Origin of the sequence: Paenibacillus sp. FSL H8-0317 (assembly GCF_045040685.1) — a bacterium.
Taxonomy (GTDB): Bacteria; Bacillota; Bacilli; order Paenibacillales; family Paenibacillaceae; genus Paenibacillus.
Genome location: NZ_CP150294.1, coordinates 5,522,563 through 5,541,397 on the forward strand (window position 1 = coordinate 5,522,563; position 18,835 = coordinate 5,541,397).

Genomic DNA, 18,835 nt, shown 5'->3' on the forward strand with positions numbered 1-18,835 from the left:
TTTCCTTAAATAGATAAAAATTCGCGGTTAATACATCTTTCCTGCTTAATGAGATGACACATATCCCTCAATATATAAAGTTTAGTCGAAGATTATGTCCATTGTTAATTATCTTGTAGCGTCATTGAATCCTTGTTGTATAGCGGCTCTATCATTTTTATCTTCTGGAGTCCAGATATCACCGTTAGCATACTGACCACCATAAAACAAAATTTGCAAAGGAAATAAAAATTGTCCAGTGAACCCATAATTGTAATTTCCAATATATTCAGTAGTTACTGTTCGACGTCCTGTGTGTGTATCGGCCAACCATTGTTTCTGAGCACCACCCCAACCTGGTTGGGTTTTATAATCCCAAGGTCCACGTATATTTACTTTTGCTTTAAACCATATTGCTGTGGACGCTGTTGCTACTAATGCGGGTTGGCCCGTCGTAGCGGAAGAATAAAAAACATTCCAATAGTAACTCGTCAGTTGGTTTCTATTTGCTGTAACCATTCCTTTAAGATCCAGAATTTCGCTATATGGTGTAACTATATCATCAGAAGGATTAGAAGGTTCAACAGTAATTAAATTGCTTGGTTCTTCTCTTGATAACTTAGCGATTTTTTCATCAGATACCATCTGAGGGTCATTATTATCGTCAATATATGAGTAGCCCGCTCTAATCAGAACATTTGTTGATTGAAGACTATTAATATAGTCTTGGTATACGTTTTCATCTGTAACTCCAAGCTTCTCTTTATTGACTTCAATTTCATTGATGTTGATCAGACCTCTTACAACTTTAATAAGGTTAAGATCTTTAGCTTTTTCATGTAATTGTTGGACTTGAGCGACCTCTATTACTTCAGAGTCTGCAGCTTTTGCAGAGAGATTGAAACTCATGAATAGCGCTATTGCTAAGATCGTTCCCAGTACGTACTTCAGTGATTTGTGATTTATAGTATTCATTTAGAATAACTCCCTTCAAATTAAAAAGTTAGACGAAGTTACTATCCTCCTTTCTACATATGAGGCTTTGAATAAACAGCTAAAGATACTATTGTTAACTCCTATTTTGGAGTAGACAATCAATTCAACTCTGGTAAAGAAGTTAAGATAAATTACCGCTAATATATGTATTTATACATAATCTAGATTAAACATATATATTACATAAAAATATTTATTAAATACATTGATTCTAGTATTTTACATTTAATTGTTACAATTTGTAAACAACGGCTAACTATTTTGCTTATACACCACAATAATCCATAAGATATAAAGAAAGCCATCCTCCTAATTTCAGGGTAGCTTATCGAATGGATACTAAATACGAGATTGCACTTCAAAAATAATCTTATGCCCGCTCTTGTTCATGGAGCTTCAGTGTAATGTTAACTATCGGTTTGTACGTGCTGACTGATACATATCTATCAAATCTATTTCTTGCTGAATTTGAAAACTAGATTCTCACTCATTTTTCTAAATATTTCCGAAATTCCCCTTCAGCAAGCGGGTTTGATCCTTATTAGATGTACCCTAGGCAGCGTGCAATATTTCCATTGAGTTGCTCGTCAGTCATAACAGACAACCGTGACAGTTGATGGTTCATATACAGACCTCCATCCGGATTTGGAAAGCACGGACCGGGTTCTTTCACAAGAAGATATGACTCCACATGTATACAACCCACTTTTACTTGTATACCCCCATTTTGCAATCATAGCTGTTCGTGTATATGATTCAAGCTATTGAGAAATACGGGGCAATTAAAGGTCTTTCCTTGGCATTCATCGTCTTCGCAAATGTAATATCAACGGTGGAGGATATGATTATCCATAAAGCAAAAAGGTCCATAGACTGTCTATGGGCCTTTTGGTTTGGTTAACATTTCTGGCTTAAGCTAATATCCAGTAGTGACTGTGTCTCATCTTCCAACATGGAGGAAGCTATCATCATGAAGTCATCAACCCCAATTTCAAAGTGACCTTTACGAAATGGAAACCCCCAATTGCGATTTCCGCGTGTAAAACTAAGTTGGTCTAACAACGTTGCGATCTTCACTTCTCGACACGGAAGATAACGGAGATCTCGGCGAAAGGGTACAAAGGATTCCGACATCTGGTATTGGTATATCCTATTGTCGGTAATTTGGCCAATAGCGGTAAAAGCCTGAAGTGGCTTGCCTGTTGATATGTCTGTGCGTGGAGAATAGTATATCAGCCAATCACCCGCGGACATCTGTCGCAACAGTGCTGACTTGCCATGGCACAGCTGCGCAAATCCTCCCTCTACGGCTACATTCACATGAGAAGCAGATACAACGCCAATCCAATATCTGCTGTCCTGATTTGGTTTCATAGATACATCCCATCCTCTTTTCTCGTATACATTTCCAGATTCGATATCAATCGATCTAATTGCAAAAAAATGATGTCTGTAGTGCATGTCTATCAACAAAAACCACTCCTGAGCGTTTAGAGCGCCAAGCCTTGGATGATGTATTTTGTTATTTACCGATGCTTGGTATACAAGAGGTTCTGTACTCCTCATCCGTTCCATGACCATGTGAAGCCCATCAATCAAGGACTCCATGCTCTCGGGTGGTTGCGGGGTGTACTGCGGGGAAGCAGGGACTTTAACAGGCACGGGAGGGAATTGTCCTAATTCAAACACTTGCCTACCCAGTTCTGTTTTTTCCTCCCCCAAGTTTAACGTTGAATCCTCACTGCTCAAACACTGCTCAATATTATGCAGATGCAAGAAAAGCGCTGATTGAATCAAATGTACATACGTCTGTCCAATGGACCATTCCTCTTCACTCTGTTTTTTATGTAAGCTCCCCATATCCAATTTGTTCAGTTCTGCCAAATATCGTTCTACTGCCGTTTCAAATGATTTCAATACTTCCGTTGTACTTCTCATCCTTCAACCCACTCCTCTTGATCTGTGATATATCAAAGTATAAAAAAACACTACTGACAGGTGTATGTCAGTAGTGTTTTAAGATATTTTTGGCTACTTCCTGCATGCGGAAGCGTAAAGACTCTGGCTCCAAGACCTCGATATCTCCACCCCAACCAAGTAAATAATGCAATATTTCCTCCGGATAGCGGACACGAAAATGAAAAACAACACCTTCCTCTTGCTCTTCAAATGCATCCATATAAAAATGAAGGGCCTCCATAATTTTGTCAGCAATTTCAGGTTTAGCCCGAATTAATACTTGTTCGTTACGGTCCTCAGGAGGTCGATAACTGTTTAGATCAAAATCCGGTGGCAAAAGGAATTGATCCTCCAGCACGGAAAGTTCAGTCATGCGTGACAAACGAAAATGACGGATGTCTTGTCGCATATCACAACGTGCAATTAACATCCAATTCTCCTGAACCAGTGAGAGTCCGTAAGGTGAAACCTCACGCATATTATAGCGATTGCCATCCGTTCCTGGCATTTTTTTCAGGTACATAAAGCTGATCTTACGTTGATCCAGAATGGCATTACGTATCTGGTTAAGGTATGTTTTCACCCGCGCTCGGGTTAAAGGTTCAACCGTATGAAGCAGTCGCATCGTTTCCCGAACACGTATTGATTCGTCACGAACGGATTCAGGTAAAATCGCTTCAATTTTGCGTTGAGCCGACTTAGCCTCCATCGCGTATTCTGTATCCATTCTCTGTTCGATAAAATCAGCTCCCATGAGCAGGGATACGGCTTCTTCTGCTGTGAAGCTTACCGGGGGCAGAAAATATCCTTCCATGAGGGAATACCCATGACCCGGAGCACCCATGATCGGAACACCAGCCTCACTTAATGCCTGAATATCTCGATATATCGTACGTACACTTGTCTCAAATTGAGCAGCTAAATCTTCTGCTCTTAACATCTTTCTTCGCTGCAATTCAAGCGTAATCGCAAGTTGCCGCTCCGTTTTGTTCATTTTCCAAGCCCCCACCGTTTCATCGTTCAAACCTAACTCATTCTATCACAGTAACTTGCCCTTTCGTTTCGTGGATTAGATCAATGGAACGTCTTACATATCACCAGAAGAAAATCTTATGTGGACTTAGAGCGAGTTGTTTGTGAAATCAGACCTATCTCCACTTTATATTCATACTGGAAAAATACGATACATAAACCGATAATGTTGAAGATAGCTAACAACGCAACAATCATTATTCATTGAAGGAGTTGTACACTTTTGAAAAGATTCTATCTAGGTTTTGGATTAACGATCACTATTATCATTTGACTATTATCAAGCTCTACTCCAACAGAAGCAGCATCGAAGAAAGTAACCTTAAAATTGTCAGATGGAGCGACGTACTATGGTGAAGTTTTAAACGGGAAACCTCATGGTAAAGGAACAGCAAGATGGGGAGAAACCGAAGTTTACTCTGGAGATTGGGTGAGTGGTAAGCGGCAAGGAAAAGGCAAGTATACATATACATTAGTTGAAGGTGGAGGTGTCCCCTTTGAGGATTACAATGAATCTAATATGGGCCATGGCACAGGTGAATTCACTACAAAAACCTACACCGGATCATGGATTAATGAAAATATATTGGGATTAAACCATCCGAATTCTCCAAAGGTACATTAACTAGTGGCAAATTCACGGGGGTTACGCATCTAATCGATTATAGTGATTCAGTTAGTTATTCTAAACAAGTCATAATGAACAATAACGTATTAAAAGAGAATCACATAACATCTGCCGTCTTTGATAAGGATCGCAAGAAAATCATTCATGAATTCCTGCAAGCTATTAGGCCCTATTCAGTCAAAATCAATACCATCTCTGACGAGATTATGTCATTAAAAGACATTAACTACGAGGAAATGATTCCCTAGGTAGTGGAGGTCACAAAATGAGAAAAAAGCGATGGATTGTGAGCATAGTCATTTTGATTATCATACTTTTCATGAGCGAATTGATGATGTTGTCCTCAGGAAAGGTTGGCGTTCTCAACATAACGCAGAGAGTCATTTCAGGTGCACCTCATGTTATCGTTCAAGGGCAGACACTGTCTTACCAAGGTAAGGTTCATTGGGAGGATATCCAAAGTAGTATCGAAGAATATTCCGCAAGCGATGAAGGAACGGTCTTGTATAAAGCACTAGGCACCCCTGTCCCACCACCTTGGATATATGTGAGAACAGGAAACCATCAGGGTTTCCGATATAAAATCCCACAGCTTCCCTGGAAACTATAAAATGATCTGGGAACTTCACGAGCGGACATCACCAGATGTCCGCTTTTGCTATGAATTTATAGTCTCACTCGCTCAATGGTGACATGTCCTATGGTTCAGGTATCAAATACAATCCACACTATTGTTCCTCTCACTTTTCTTCCAATCCATTAAACTGCCTGAGCATGGCGGTGAAACGCCCCAGTTCCTTATCATCCCATCTGGATATACGGTCATAAAAAGCTGACTCCTTCTCCTTGAGGGCAGCGATCGTCGATTGTTGACCAAGTTCCGTAAGAGATAGTAACACCCCGCGCCGATCTTCGGGGTCTGGCTCTTTGCTAACATATCCCGACTTTTCGAGGTGTTTGATTAATCGGCTGACCGAGCTGCGGTCCATTGCAGTCGCTTCTGCCAAAGCTGCGGCGCTTGTTGGGCCATAGGAGTACAGCCATCGAACCAGGTGAAAAGCGGCAGGTTGCAGGTTCGCATCAAAACGCTCGGCAGAGCGAACGTTAAGCGCATGCGAAGCACTGATCAGTGCATGAATCTGCTCACCCAGCGCTAGCTCCAGGGTTGCTCTATCTTTGGTTTGGACTGGATTTTCACTCATTATTGTTAACTCCCTCTCCTCGATACATGAAAGTAGGCTTCCAGAAATATAGTTGACAAATATCAATTAATATTTATAGTTGATTTATGTCCATTATATATTTTCGAATCTATTCGTGTCAAAAGGAGATCTTCTTATGCAAACTCAACATCCCATTATTGTAATTACCGGAGCAACAAGCGGTTTAGGGCAGCTTGCTGCCATGGAACTCGCCAAACGCGGGGCACATCTTATACTCACAGCCCGAAGTAAGGAACGTGCAGAGGCTACCAGGTACAAAATCAAGGAAATCATGCCTTCTGCCAAAATCGAATTTTTCTATGGAGATTTGTCTTTACTGAGTGATGTAAAACGTATTGGGTTAGAGATTGTTGCCGCTTATCCGCGTATAGACGTACTTTTGAATAATGCCGGACTTCATGCTTTTGAACAGAGAGTCACGTCCGAAGGATATGCCGAGATGATAGCCGTCAACTATTTGGCACCTTGGCTGTTAACGCACACCTTGCAGTCTTCCCTGATTCAATCCGGCCATGCTCGAGTCGTCAATGTTGCATCTGAAGCTTCGCGAAATCACGGCACACTAGTATTGCCAGATGACTTAACGGATATCACTCCTTTTACTGCACGCGGTTCATCTCCAATCTATGGCAAAACCAAACTGCTCAATATTATGTTTACTGGTGAACTCGCCAGACAATGGCGCAGAACCGGAATTCGCGTAAATGCCTTGAACCCTGGCTTTAATGTTACGGGTCTTGGACGAGAGCTATGGTTTGCAAGTGTGCTTGAACGCATGTTAACCTTTTTGCACATCGGCGACCCGCGCCGGGGTGCGGATATCATTACTCGGTTGGCTGTGGAACCGAAGTATGGCGAGGTTTCGGGAGGATATTTCAATGTGGGAACTGGGGCATCTATTGTTCCTATACATCCTGGCGGAGATGAGGCCATGCAAAACAGACTGTGGATCGTTACGACACAACTGATGAACGATCACGGCGTGCTGGATTAATCAAAAAAAGAACAGGGGTGTTCCAAAAGCCATAAACACAGCTAGTAACACCCCCTCCTTTTTTCAGTACTTAGATTGCTGCAAATACCTTGTCAAAACCCGCTTTCGACTTAGCCAATATTTCACTCAAACTTAGTTTCGATGCCGGTGCCAGTACTTCCTGAGCCACCACGCCATTGTAACCAATCGCCTGCAGATTTCTCAGAAACCCACCCAGATCAATGACCCCTTCCCCGGGATACAAACGCTCATAATCCAGCAATTCTTCAACGGGCAGATCATAGGCATCATTAATGTGAACATGAACAACCTGTTCTTTCTTCAGCTTCAACAGATCTTCCATCGGTAAACCATTCGTATGCCAGTGATAGGAATCTACCAATAAACCTACGTTAGGCGCATGGATCGTCTCAATCCAGTCCAGCGTATCTTCCACACGCCAGATAAACGGATTCTTCCATTGCGTCCGCAAATGGTGGCAGCCCACAAACTCCAGACCCAACTTAATCCCGTAAGCATCCAAGATATCTGCACAGAGTCTCAAGCGTTTCGTAGCCGCGGCCATAAATTGCGCTGCCGGTTGATCCGTTGAGGGTAAAATATACGTGCAACAGCTGTAACAGTCCAGCGAAGCAGAAGCTTCTGCCATAGCGACCAACGATTGCAACCCCTCACGGAACTGTTCATCTGTCGCCCGCCACTCCACTGTCAGGCCCGATGAACCGATGATCACCTGATTGCTTTCCAACAGATGTTGCGCTTGTTCTTTGCCATACGTTTCAATCAATGAGAGCGGATTCAAATCTACAGATCCGAATCCGTGCTTGGCCGCATCTGTGATATATTGTTCATCAGACTCGATGTTCCCCAATCCCGCATTTGTTAACCCTCTAATCATCCCAATCTCCTCCTGTGACTCGTCTGGAATTACAGATTGTCCAACCACTTTCTTGTCCCCTTAACCAACACTCTGGTTTGAACAGGGCATATTTTTATAATAACAGTACTCTCTCAAAAAGAAACCATCATATCCCATTCTTGAAAAGAGTAGTGCAAGCAGCTGCAACTTATATCCAACTTTCACGTATTAAAATGAACATCTAATTAAGGAAGGGATTGGTAATCTTAAAAATGAACTCCATACCCAAAAAACATGTCCCTACCCTAATCTTTCTGGTATGCGTTGTCGTCGTGTCCTTACTTGTTGGGATATTATCCAGACCCTATTTTACTGAGCCCATATTCTATGTAGATCAGCATAAGTACACTTACGATCACGAGCAAGGCTATCAAATTACGTATGAGAGCAGTACAGCAGACCCCATTCAGGTCACCGTCAATCAGCAGAAGCGTACGGTCAGCATCGATCAGCAGAACTATGTCATTACCCAAATCGCCTCCACCCCTATTGCAACGTATAACGTGGTATACCCTAACGACCACCAATATACAGTTGAACAACAATCCGAGCAATTATTAAGCTACGATGAAACCGGGAAGATGCTTTCTCCGGTCAACATGTATGTAGACAGCCAACGAGTCATGGAGGATGACGAAGAGCAGTATACACCTGCTATGCTCGTGACTGCTGCCTATCCGGAATATCATCACACGCCAGGTACACCCGTTCTCCTGTTCATCGCGCTTGCCGGACTCATCTATGGATGGTGCAGCTTCTATTATCCAAAGTTTCAGAAGTTTCAATTCTTGCTCTCTCTCCGCTGGATATGGTTAAAAGATCCCGAACCTAGCGAATTTTATTACGTCATGAGCAAAATTGGCGGTATAGCTTGCATGATCGTAGCCATATGGGCCGCGTTTCAAGCATTTTAAGATATTTTCTTCTGAGTGGAGTGTGCTCAGAAATGCTCTGCATCAGAACAACGGTAATCACGTCCAATCCATGGATGATGTGATTACCGTTTTGTTTTATTTTATAAGGCTCACAATTAAAATATATCTATCTCACACGCTCTAACGTATATCGATTACGCGGAATTTCAAGACCCAGATTACCACGGAGCGTATCCTGTTCATATTCAGTCCGGAACAGCCCTCGTTCTTGCAGAACCGGGACAACCAGTTCCACGAAATCTTCCAGTCCATTGGGCACCACGGTACGAACATTGAATCCGTCTGCCGCTTCGCCTTCATACCATTCCTGAATCTGATCTGCGATCTGATCCGGTGTACCAATAAACGATGTGCGTGGAGTCGATGCCAGCAACGCCACTTGGCGCAGGGTCAGCCCCTGTTCCCGTGCCTGCTGCTTAATTTTATCTGTTGTACTGCGGAAGCTGTTGCTGCCGATCTCCCCTATCTCGGGAAAAGGTTCGTCCAGCGGGAACTGGGAGAAGTCATAATGGTCGAAGTAACGTCCCAGATAATTCAGCGCTTGGTCAATGCTGACCAATTCAGCAATCTCCTGATACTTCCGCTCAGCCTCTTCCGCTGTTCTACCCACAATGGGACCGATGCCTGGGAAGATCAGAATGTCCTCTGCCTGACGTCCATATGCCACTGCTCTTGCCTTCACATCCCGGTAGAACTCCCTTGCTTCCTCCAGCGTCTCATGTCCTGTATATACGGCATCCGCCGATCGGGCAGCCAGATCTTTACCAGATTCGGATGAACCCGCCTGAAAAATCACCGGATGACCCTGCTTCGAACGTCCCACATTAAGCGGACCCTGTACGGAGAAGTGCTCCCCCTTGTGATTCAGCGTATGCATCTTCGCAGGATCGAAGAATACGCCCTGCTCCTTATCTCCGATAAAGGCATCGTCCTCCCAGGAATCCCACAGGCCTTTGACCACATTCAGATGTTCTTCCGCAATTTCGTAGCGCAGAGCATGGTTCGGATGTTCGCCTTTGCCGAAGTTCAGTGCCGAGCCTTCCAGAGGTGAAGTGACCACATTCCACCCGGCCCTCCCACCGCTTAATTGATCCAGTGAGGCAAATTGCCGCGCAACCGTGAAGGGTTCACTATATGAAGTAGACAATGTAGCAACCAACCCAATGTGAGAAGTTGCCCCGGCGAGTGCGGACAGAAGCGTCAGAGGTTCGAAGCGATTGAGAAAATGAGGATTGGACTTCTCGTTAATGAAGAGACCATCTGCAATAAAAAGCAGATCGAACTTCCCTTTCTCCGCGATACGTGCCTGCTTCTGGTAGAATTCCAGACTAACGCTCGCGTTAACGGGAATGTCGGGGTGACGCCAAAAGGAAATGCTGTTACCCACTCCGTTCAGATTAGCTCCCAACTTCAATTGTCGTTGTGACATATATATTCCTCCCTATGTTGTGGTAATGACACTGCCCAAGCCGCTCCAAGCAATACAATGCCTGTGAAGAGAAAAATAAACGGAATGCCGACCCATCCACCGAGCAAACCACCGATTAACGGTCCTAGTACAATACCGAACTGACTCGCCGTCTGACTCAAACTGACAGCCCTTCCACGAAAATCGTGATCAGCATACTTGATGATCAGCGCATTGAGCGCCGGATAGACCGCGGCAAAGAACAGACCATAGACAAATCGCAGGCTGCCAAAATAAATCAGATTTGCTGTCATCTGCAGCAGACTGCCAATTCCACCACCAATCAGTCCAATAAACAATGTTTTCTCGTATCCGATCCTGCCACCAATCTTCCCCCACCGGGGCCCCATAATAACTGTTGCCACACCAATGGCTGAGAAGACGATACCAGCACTAAGTGTTGCACTGCCGATATCTCCGCCAATCTGTACGACATAGAGCGTCAGCACCGGTTCGATAATGAGCACTGACGTTGAAACCAGCAAAATCAAAACGTAGATGCGCATCAACCCGGGAGTAGAAGCGGCTCTCTTCAAATCCCCCATGATCCTTGTTGGAACCACCGTACGAGTTAGCCGTGACTCCTTCACACCCAGAACCATCAGAGCCGCAAGCAACGTAATCACAGCCGATGCAATGAAGCATCCCCTCAGTCCAATCCAGTGACTTAATACCCCTCCGGCAAGAGGACCCAGTATTCCGCCCGCAGCGCTGGCCGTGGAGATCACGCCAAGTGCATAACCCACATGTTTCTCCGGAGTATTGGTGCCGATCAGTGTAATTGAGGCGGGATGAAAACCAGCCATGAGTCCCTGAAAGACCCTTACCGCGATAAACGTATACGGATCGTAAACAAAGAAATTAGCCAGATGCGCAATGCCTAGCCCAACGCCTGAACGCACCAGCATCAATTTGCTTCCATATCGATCAGCCAGCGATCCCCAGAAGGGTGCGCATAATCCACTGATCAGAAAGCTGATGGAGATGGAGATACCGGACCAGGCTTCCAGACCGGTATCGATCCCGAGATCATTTTGCAGGAATAGAGGAAAGAACGGAACGGATAGCGAGTACGCCATATGATTGAAAAACAGACCGAACCACAGAATATACAGATTTCGTTTCCATTGTGGCATCTTGGCTTCTCCATACTATATAATTCCTATATAAAAAGTAGGTTATTACCCATATTAGGGTACGACCACTGGAAAGTATAATAGAAAAGTTCAATAGACCCATTCAAGAATTAAATGAATGGGTCTATGACTTTGTTTCATGTGGGTATTCGATATGATTGGTGCATAGACAAAAATCCTCTGTTAAGTGGTACGTTTTTCACTTTCCTTCTGGTGAAACATTTTTTGTGGAATTAGGATGTTTGGTACCAACATGGAAAATTTATGTTGAAACAACAAATAAGTTCGTATAATATAAAATCAATTACTTGTTCTATAAATATAGAACTAATTTAGAAAGGAACTATACTCTTATGAGCTACACAGTAGAAGTTGATTTTGCGCCAATTTATGAATGTGTAAGCACCCTGAACGCTTTTTTGAGTAAACAAAATCATACTAACCTGGATGCCGGGAAACGGTGGGTTCGTGATGTACAGGATCGATTCTCACCAGCCAAACTTCAACAAATGCGAGATACGATGAAAGCCACAGACAACTTCAGCCTTGCGCCATATATATGGAGCTGTTCAGGGGAACGTTCGGTGAATGGCTTTTTGAATTGGCTTGAAGAATTGTCCTCGGGCCAATTGTATGACATCGCCGCGCGCTTTAAGTTAACCGTCCCCTCCAATCTGCCCGAATTGCGCAGTCGGACATCCGAAGTGCTACGAGAATGGGATACTCAGTATTTTGGGCAGATCGATCCGACAATTATTGAGGGACTCTTTTTGGAAGCTGAATCGAGACGTTCCAGTCTGAACGGGATGAATGACCAAGAAGTCTACGAACAAGCTACACAGGGCATGAGGATATATCCCAACAATACGTTAAAACAAATAATCCTCATCCCTCAATATCATGCACGTCCATTTGTCACCTCAGCAATCTTCGACGAGATGATTTTCACTAATTACTCTTGCGATATTCTTCCAACAGAACCGGGACGACCAGACCCTGGATTACTGCGTCTAACGCGGGCACTCTCCGATGAAACCAGACTGTTCATCTTACGACTACTGGCTGGTAAACAGCTGACCTTCACTGAAATTGTCCGTGAGGTTGGACTGTCCAAGAGCACGGTGCATTACCATCTAATAGCCTTGCGAGCAGCCGGGCTGATTATCGTGCATTATGATTACAAAAACACCGAATATAGCCTGCGCTTGGAAGCTCTGAACAACTTTCCACGGCAGATTGGAGCTTATATTGAGGGTTGAGTTCAAGCATTCGCTTCTCCACAAAGTGCACTATTCAAACATACGGAGGAACCTTAATGCTGAAGCGAAGTTACTACGGTTTATTGGCTACTGTTACTCTTAGTTCTCTCGGTGATGTGTTTGGTCTTTTGGCCATGGAATGGCTTGTTTATGAATTAACTACCTCTAAGCTAGCCATGGGTGCTATGGCACTAAGCTTCAGCATTCCCGAAGTAGCCTTCCGCCTACTTGGATCACCGCTGTCCGACCGACTGCATCGTGGACGGTTCATGACCGGACTGGCTGCAGTACGACTGCTGGCTCTTTTGTTGCCACTGAGTATGGGTATCGCGGGCCAATTACAGCTTTGGCACCTATTTCTCGCCGCAGCACTCAGCGGAGCCTGCTCAGCCCTCTTCATGCCAACGGCCATGGCTGTTGTACCAGGCGTAGCTGGCAAACATAAACTTCTGCGGGCATTCGCAGTGATTGATGGTTGTCGGAATGCCGCTGCTTTGCTGGGACCTGCCTTTGCCGGAGCTCTAACGGCTGCATCCGGAGCGTTACCAACACTTGGAATAAATGCTATTTGTTACATTGCAGCCGTCATCGCACTGCTCTATCTGCCCACAATGCAGAAACCAGTAGCACAAACTTCTTTTTCTCTTAAAGCTTATATCCGAGATATTGGAGAGGGCTTCTCTTTTTATCGGCGATTCCCAGCCATGCTCTCGATTATGATAATGGTTTCGATCAGCAATATGTCCTCTGTAGCTATCTGGACCATGATGATTCCTTTTGTCCGCGAAGTGCTGCACCGGGATGCCGCCGCCATGGGCACTCTGACCACAGCTTCGGCATTTGGCACACTAGCAGGACTAGCTATTATCTCGTGGATGGGTGAAATCAAGAGAAGACGCACGGTCATGCTGTGCAGCTTAGCTGTGATTGGGCTTTTCAACGCTTTATTGGGACTATTTCCGAGTTACCCATTTGCACTTATTGCCTTATGTGCTGCAGGAGCAGCCGGACCTTTCTTCGGTTCTCTAAGCTCTTCGTTACATGGTACGCTTGTGCCCAGTTCTCTACAAGGCCGGGTTAATTCGATCCGATTCCTGATTGGTGGAGGATTACAGCCCGTAGGCGCTTTTGCAGGTTCAGCGGTTGCAGAAGTCTATGGCCTTCCCTTCCTCTTTCTGTCTTTAGGTCTTCTTCCTTTCATCTGTTCGATAGCTGCTTCATTTCTCCCGAACCTGAAAGATTTGAATGGCGACCTCGATACTCTACTACATAAGTCATCCAATAAAGTTCGTATTACAAGCAGTTAATAATACTAAAAGCGCCGTCCCTTTTTATAGGAACGACGCTTTTGACGTGTGACAACGATAGCAGTTTACCTCAAACATGCCAGAATACAACATCTGTCCCCCACTTCCCAAACATACGGGATCGGTATCCTGACATAGGTAATCCGGAGATAAAAGCCAAATTTTCGCTTCTAAAGATTTTTCTATACTCTCCATTATCGTGTAAGTATGAAATCAACTTTACACTACACATCGCGATCATACTATTCCTTCAATTGGACCGACATAAACACATCGACCTCATCTTCACTGTCCAATATAAATCCAAATCGTTCATACAATCGGCGAGCAGGACTTCCCTGCAACACATTTAAAATAACCCTTTTCCCCTGAATTTGATCCTTTTCCAGCAGCAATTTTAGTACCTGAGTTCCTATTTTCTGTCCCTGATAATCGGGATGTATGTAGAAATGTTCCAATAGAAATGCCTCAGACTTGGGCTTCAAGGCGACACAACCTACCATTGAACCCTCCACTTCAATAATATGTGTATCGGCAGGGTCAAAAGTATTCCGGAAACGTTCACGTACCTTCACATCATCGTACCTTCCCAGTCTGGTTAGATCATCGTACAGTACCAAGGCTCGCAAATCAGCGAGTTGCTCTTGGTCTGCCTGTACAGCTTGACGCATTGTTATTGGGTTCATTTGTTGAATTCCTTTCCATTAGAGACACGTTAATTTTTGAATGTCTTATCGCACTATAGAACACTAAAAATCATACCTTTGGCAGCTCACTTGAGCAACATCGGATTTTAGAACGTACTATTTTTTTTCAAACCTATTGAACTCCAAAAAAATAAAAAAGCCCAAAAAGGACGGTGCATCATTGGCTTATACAAATAAGCGAACCCGCAGCCATCCCTTCTGGGATGTAGATTGTAGATTATTATAGAAAACTATGAAACATGTGAAGCTTGTGCCGCATGTTGTAATGCTTCCAGACCCAATGCTAGCGCACCACACAAGCCCGCATGCTGGCCCAATCCGGGCTGCACAATATATTGGTCGATATGTTGCGTGATTGGGGCTGCATTCACATAACCATTGAGATTCCGCACTACCTGCTCCCGGATCATAGGAAACAGATGATCTTGCTGCATCACACCACCACCCAGGATGATCTTCTGCGGCGAATGAAGCAAGATGACCGTAGTAATCGACTCCGCAATGTAAAAGGATTCGATCTCCCACGCCGGATGATCTGCCGGCAGTTCACTGCCAGGGATCTGCCAGCGAGCTTCAATGGCTGGACCTGCTGCCATTCCCTCCAGGCAATCGCCATGATATGGGCATAATCCATTAAAGTGATCGTCTCGATGGCGTCTTGTGCGAATATGTCCACCCTCGGGATGTAACAATCCGTGGACGCGTTGGCCCCCTGCCACGAGTCCGACACCAACGCCTGTGCCAATCGTGTAATATACACAGTTGTCCAGTCCTTGCGCTGCTCCCCACGTCACTTCACCGAGCGCGGCAGCATTCACATCCGTATCCCATCCAAAGGGAACCGGAAATTCATGCTTCAAGGTTCCAATGACATTACAATTTCCCCACCCAGGCTTAGGCGTGGTCGTAATATAGCCATACGTGGGACTATCCGCTTGCAGATCAATCGGACCAAAAGAGCCTATCCCGATTGCTTCCACGTCTTTATCCTTGAAATAGTCGATAACCTTGGCAAGTGTTGTCTCAGGATGTTCTGTTGGAAAACTGATCCGATCTTCAATCTGTCCATGCTCATTGCCTACACCACATACAAACTTTGTTCCGCCCGCTTCTATGGCTCCAATACGCATCGTTCTGGGCTCCTTTCCTTCATTACAATTAACCTTAAGCCTTGTTAGCCTTGGTCGGTGATATCTCATAGATATGAAGTGAAGAGAAGACCAGATCTGTATTTTCTGCATGAGCAGAGAGGCCTTGGCAATCCGCATCAGGATAGATTAGATCCGTAATAACGGCCTGACCATCATTTGCAAATACCTCCACAGATGAATGATCTACAAAGATACGCAAACTTTGATTTCCATTCACTTCTTTTAACTCAGCTGTATGACGGCTCAGGAAAAGTTCATGAAAATTGCCGATGCCTGATCGACTACGATCAACGTACACTTCACTTCGGATCGAGTCTACACCAATGACCGTCTCGTGATCTGCGCCGCTTCTTAGCGCAAAATGGAACGACTGATCCTGAGCCCACTCTGCATGGATCTCATAGTTCACGAGTTGCAAAGCGTTCAACTGCTCACTCACTTGCTGAATCGAAGCATCCTGTAGGGACAATACTGGTGTACGGGCTTGCTCAAGTTCACGTGCAGGACGTTGAATCAATATAACTTCTCCCGCTCTTGTCTCCAGTGTCAACTCCCGGGCAATGGTCATTGCTCCACGGTAATCATTGGTTGGCGTCTGGTTGGCATACATCCAGTTGCTCATCCAGCCGATAATGAGGCGTCTTCCATCTTCCTCAGGAACGTCAGACCAACTAACTCCTGCGTAGTTATCCCGACCATGATCAATCCAGCGAACCGTATGGGATGCCTCGTCTGGGACAAATGTAGTTCCATCAAATTCTCCGGTAAAATATTGTGTTCTGGAGCCTTCAATAAAAGCAGGATCTGCACCGATGCTAACAAGCATCACCCATTTCTCCTGCCCTGAATCTCCATCCACTGCAAGCGGGAACAGGTCGGGGCATTCCCACACACCGTCGTGTGAACCAATCCCGGCGCCGAATTCACTTCCTAACGTCCAATCTTTCAGATTGGGAGAACGATACAGACATACCGTTTGACCACAAGCGATAATCATAATCCACTCTTTGGTCTGCTCATGCCAGAACACTTTGGGATCACGGAAATCAACAAAGGACTCATGCTTTAATACCGGATTCCCCTCGTACTTAGTCCAGGTTCTGCCGTTGTCTTTGCTATACGCCAGACTCTGGGTTTGTATGGCATCTTGGTTTTTAACTTCAAGATGATGGGTGAAAATAGCAACCAATCCTGGCTCACCCTCAAAGAATCCGGTCGTGTTATTCCAATCCACTACGGCACTTCCCGAGAATATAGTGCCATTCTCATCGGGGAGTAAGGCTATCGGAAGTTCCTCCCAGGAGATCAGGTCCCTGCTCACTGCATGGCCCCAGTGCATGGGGCCCCATGTGGTTCCATGTGGGTGATGCTGATAGAACAAGTGATACTCCCCATTGAAAAACACCATGCCGTTTGGGTCGTTCATCCACTTCTCTTTCGGTGAGAAATGGTATTCATTTCTGTAATCTTGTTTAAGAATTGTCGACATTATGGTTTCTCCTCCGTACTTTTCTTTATTTGTTGTTACGGTCATATCCCGCTTGTTTAATCTGCAGCCATTCTTGCAATCCAAGGCGATCCAACTCTTTCAAGTAAGCATCCCATTCCTGATCTATTTTCCCGTTCTGATACCATTCTGTACGCAGACGTAACACGTAGGCGAAGAGATCGGTCTCAATCGTGGACAATCGATCCAGTTCATCAATGGAGAAGAACACACTTGGATATACGTTCTCCGCTTTCATATGCGGAACCATAACCTTGTCGAGAAGTTCCATCCGCCAAGCCGCATCTTCCGGTTTGGTTGTGTATTTGTCATAATAACTGTCGAGAATGGCCAATGGTCCTGCAATACTGGTTTTTTGTCTGAGTTCCACGGGTGCAGATCCTTCCAGTGGAAGATGCTTCAGCATCCCTTTGGCTTCATCGAATTCAAAGATATTTTGCTGACTCTCGTCTCCATAGGTACCCCAGTTGTTCTGCACAGATTGGAGCGGATCGTACAATTGGTCTACCCACTTGGCTGTGGATTCGAGGTTTTTATTGCTGCTGGTAATGACCATGCGACCACGATCAAGTCCTATTCCGTTTGTTCTTGTGACATTGACCTCTCCGTTAGGCCCGGCAACCGGAGGCAGAACATCATACGTATCATTCATGCCTGTAATGTTAGCCTTATCCCATGTGAAGTACATGCCGTACTTGTTATCCTTGCCTTTCGCCAGGTACGTGTTCCAATCCTGTTGGTACGATTCGACATCCACGAGGCCTTCCTTAACCAGCTCATGAATGTATTTAACCGCTTCCTTGTAACCTTCATCAGCTGCCGTGAAGACCACTTTCCCATCATTGGTTACCACGGTATGATCCCAGTTCTCTCCGAGTCCAAATGCCGCAAAGAGAAATGTCAGATCTTCTCCGCCCGGTTTGTTAATGAAAGATAACGGAATTTCGTCAGCCTTGCCGTTGCCGTTTGGATCTTGAGTTTTGAACGCGATCAATACTTCTTTCAGTTCTTCGGTTGTCGTTGGCATCTTCAGTCCAAGCTTGTTCAACCATTCCACATTAATCCAGGGCAAGTTATCCACTGACTGAATCCGTTGTTTGCCACTTCCGAGTTCTTCAATCCATGGGAATGAATAGATATGTCCGTCTGGAGCCGTGATCATGCTCTTGTATTCGGGAGCTTCCTCCAGCACCTTTTTCAGATTGGGCATGTGTTGTTCAATCATGTCCTCTAGTGGAATGATCGCCCCGTCCTTCGCCAGTTTCAGGAGATCATAATCCCCGTAACCTGCATCAAAAATGGCATCCGGCAAATCACCGCTGGCGACCGCCAGATTTCTTTTTTCCGCAAACACATCACTCGTATAGTTCTTCCAGTTGATATGCACATTGGTTTTCTCTTCGAGTCGTTTGTTAATCAGCTTGTCGTTCGGATCAGCAGGAGCCAGCGGAGAGCTCTGTGTTATAAAATTCAATGTCACCTTGCCATCAGGGGATTGCGCCTCACTTGCCGCGCCGCCTCCACCTCCGCCACAAGCGGTTAGAAAGAGCATTGCAGATAACATGGAAATGGACGCCGTTGTAACGGCTTTTCTGGACTTGTTTACTTTTTTCATAATAATGACCTCCATGTGTT

17 protein-coding genes and 1 pseudogene are annotated in these 18,835 nt (G+C 44.9%); 6 read left to right on the forward strand and 12 right to left on the reverse strand.

What is annotated here, in order from left to right; translation table 11 throughout:
- Positions 1-108 precede the first annotated feature (108 nt).
- The 4 genes and pseudogenes from MHB43_RS24725 to MHB43_RS24740 form a co-directional block, all read right to left on the reverse strand.
- Positions 109-954 carry a polymorphic toxin type 44 domain-containing protein gene (locus MHB43_RS24725; protein WP_192133377.1) on the reverse strand — a complete coding sequence of 282 codons (846 nt, stop codon included), beginning with the start codon at positions 952-954 and terminating at the stop codon, positions 109-111.
- A 918-nt stretch (positions 955-1,872) separates the two neighbouring features.
- On the reverse strand, positions 1,873-2,349 hold the full coding sequence (locus MHB43_RS24730) for an EVE domain-containing protein (RefSeq protein ID WP_339185438.1): 477 nt from the start codon (positions 2,347-2,349) through the stop codon (positions 1,873-1,875).
- A 129-nt stretch (positions 2,350-2,478) separates the two neighbouring features.
- Positions 2,479-2,913, reverse strand: a pseudogene (locus MHB43_RS24735) (DinB family protein); the annotation flags it as partial.
- A gap of 67 nt (positions 2,914-2,980) precedes the next feature.
- Positions 2,981-3,928 carry a YafY family protein gene (locus tag MHB43_RS24740; protein ID WP_339185439.1) on the reverse strand — a complete coding sequence of 316 codons (948 nt, stop codon included), beginning with the start codon at positions 3,926-3,928 and terminating at the stop codon, positions 2,981-2,983.
- Positions 3,929-4,294: 366 nt separating this feature from the next.
- On the opposite strand from MHB43_RS24740, the gene MHB43_RS24745 reads away from it, so the two are divergent.
- Both MHB43_RS24745 and MHB43_RS24750 read left to right on the forward strand, forming a co-directional pair.
- Entirely contained in the window at positions 4,295-4,591 is a 297-nt protein-coding gene (locus MHB43_RS24745) for a hypothetical protein (RefSeq protein ID WP_339178578.1), read from the forward strand.
- A gap of 268 nt (positions 4,592-4,859) precedes the next feature.
- Entirely contained in the window at positions 4,860-5,204 is a 345-nt protein-coding gene (locus tag MHB43_RS24750) for a hypothetical protein (protein WP_339178581.1), read from the forward strand.
- Between the two features lie 130 nt (positions 5,205-5,334).
- Here the strand turns inward: MHB43_RS24750 and MHB43_RS24755 are convergent, their stop codons facing one another.
- The gene (locus MHB43_RS24755) at positions 5,335-5,796 is read right to left on the reverse strand and encodes a MarR family transcriptional regulator (RefSeq protein WP_339178584.1); all 462 of its coding nucleotides are present in this window, start codon (positions 5,794-5,796) and stop codon (positions 5,335-5,337) included.
- A gap of 136 nt (positions 5,797-5,932) precedes the next feature.
- Here MHB43_RS24755 and MHB43_RS24760 point away from each other — a divergent pair, with 136 nt between their 5' ends.
- The gene (locus MHB43_RS24760) at positions 5,933-6,811 is read left to right on the forward strand and encodes an SDR family NAD(P)-dependent oxidoreductase (protein ID WP_339178586.1); all 879 of its coding nucleotides are present in this window, start codon (positions 5,933-5,935) and stop codon (positions 6,809-6,811) included.
- Between the two features lie 70 nt (positions 6,812-6,881).
- Here MHB43_RS24760 and MHB43_RS24765 read toward each other — a convergent pair whose 3' ends face one another.
- A complete protein-coding gene (locus tag MHB43_RS24765) occupies positions 6,882-7,709 on the reverse strand; it encodes a sugar phosphate isomerase/epimerase family protein (RefSeq protein WP_339178589.1) in 828 nt (275 codons plus the stop codon).
- Between the two features lie 293 nt (positions 7,710-8,002).
- On the opposite strand from MHB43_RS24765, the gene MHB43_RS24770 reads away from it, so the two are divergent.
- The gene (locus MHB43_RS24770; protein WP_339178591.1) at positions 8,003-8,644 is read left to right on the forward strand and encodes a DUF6199 family natural product biosynthesis protein; all 642 of its coding nucleotides are present in this window, start codon (positions 8,003-8,005) and stop codon (positions 8,642-8,644) included.
- A gap of 127 nt (positions 8,645-8,771) precedes the next feature.
- Here the strand turns inward: MHB43_RS24770 and MHB43_RS24775 are convergent, their stop codons facing one another.
- Together MHB43_RS24775 and MHB43_RS24780 are read right to left on the reverse strand one after the other, a co-directional pair.
- Positions 8,772-10,094, reverse strand: a complete 1,323-nt coding sequence (locus tag MHB43_RS24775) for an LLM class flavin-dependent oxidoreductase (RefSeq protein ID WP_339178593.1) — start codon at positions 10,092-10,094, stop codon at positions 8,772-8,774.
- Complete coding sequence (locus tag MHB43_RS24780; protein ID WP_405130649.1) at positions 10,076-11,269, reverse strand: MFS transporter; 1,194 nt, start codon at positions 11,267-11,269, stop codon at positions 10,076-10,078. The genes MHB43_RS24775 and MHB43_RS24780 overlap by 19 nt, the downstream gene beginning before the upstream one ends.
- A gap of 353 nt (positions 11,270-11,622) precedes the next feature.
- Between MHB43_RS24780 and MHB43_RS24785 the strand changes: the two genes are divergently transcribed.
- Together MHB43_RS24785 and MHB43_RS24790 are read left to right on the forward strand one after the other, a co-directional pair.
- Entirely contained in the window at positions 11,623-12,528 is a 906-nt protein-coding gene (locus MHB43_RS24785) for a winged helix-turn-helix domain-containing protein (protein WP_339178598.1), read from the forward strand.
- A gap of 56 nt (positions 12,529-12,584) precedes the next feature.
- Positions 12,585-13,835 carry an MFS transporter gene (locus tag MHB43_RS24790; protein ID WP_339178601.1) on the forward strand — a complete coding sequence of 417 codons (1,251 nt, stop codon included), beginning with the start codon at positions 12,585-12,587 and terminating at the stop codon, positions 13,833-13,835.
- A 242-nt stretch (positions 13,836-14,077) separates the two neighbouring features.
- Here the strand turns inward: MHB43_RS24790 and MHB43_RS24795 are convergent, their stop codons facing one another.
- The 4 genes from MHB43_RS24795 to MHB43_RS24810 all read right to left on the reverse strand — a co-directional run bounded on the left by MHB43_RS24795 (position 14,078) and on the right by MHB43_RS24810 (position 18,815).
- Positions 14,078-14,521: a GNAT family N-acetyltransferase gene (locus tag MHB43_RS24795; RefSeq protein WP_339178603.1), complete on the reverse strand. Its 444-nt coding sequence runs from the start codon at positions 14,519-14,521 to the stop codon at positions 14,078-14,080.
- A 251-nt stretch (positions 14,522-14,772) separates the two neighbouring features.
- On the reverse strand, positions 14,773-15,672 hold the full coding sequence (locus MHB43_RS24800; protein WP_221824786.1) for an ROK family protein: 900 nt from the start codon (positions 15,670-15,672) through the stop codon (positions 14,773-14,775).
- A gap of 34 nt (positions 15,673-15,706) precedes the next feature.
- Positions 15,707-17,182: a glycoside hydrolase family 32 protein gene (locus tag MHB43_RS24805; protein WP_339178607.1), complete on the reverse strand. Its 1,476-nt coding sequence runs from the start codon at positions 17,180-17,182 to the stop codon at positions 15,707-15,709.
- Positions 17,183-17,207: 25 nt separating this feature from the next.
- On the reverse strand, positions 17,208-18,815 hold the full coding sequence (locus tag MHB43_RS24810) for an ABC transporter substrate-binding protein (RefSeq protein WP_143760332.1): 1,608 nt from the start codon (positions 18,813-18,815) through the stop codon (positions 17,208-17,210).
- Positions 18,816-18,835: the final 20 nt, after the last annotated feature.